Annotated in this window: 2 pseudogenes; one reads left to right on the top strand and one right to left on the bottom strand. The window is 62.6% G+C overall.

Annotated elements, in window-relative coordinates:
• Positions 1 to 151, top strand: a pseudogene (locus tag FH08_RS52160) (NAD-dependent dehydratase); the annotation flags it as partial.
• Between the two features lie 15 nt (positions 152 to 166).
• On the opposite strand, the pseudogene FH08_RS0134290 reads toward FH08_RS52160, so the two are convergent.
• Positions 167 to 353, bottom strand: a pseudogene (locus tag FH08_RS0134290) (IclR family transcriptional regulator domain-containing protein); the annotation flags it as partial.

Consider the following 353-nt stretch of genomic DNA (forward strand, 5'->3'; position numbering starts at 1 on the left):
GCACACCGACGCGGACCTCGGCCGTCCGATGGAAGTCCTCACCGATATGACGAAAAGCCGCAAAGCAGGCTTCCTCGATTATCAGAGCACACCCGATGCGTTCTTCGCGTTGTTCGACCGCTTAAAGGCAGAGCGGATCATTCCGCAATGAACTTGAGGCAGCGGGCTAACGCCTGCTGAACAACGGCGATGCATGACTCGCGGCGGCCAGCTCCGTGGCGGCCGCGAGCAAGGTCGGCCCGAGCTTCTCCATGCGCTTTTCGTCGAGTCTGACAAGCGGCCCCGCAATACTGATTACGCCCATCGCCGCATAGCCGCGCCGCTGCACAGGCGCGGCCATCGCTGTCATGCCG

The organism is Caballeronia sordidicola (assembly GCF_000729995.1).
GTDB classification, from domain to species: Bacteria; Pseudomonadota; Gammaproteobacteria; order Burkholderiales; family Burkholderiaceae; genus Caballeronia; species Caballeronia sordidicola_A.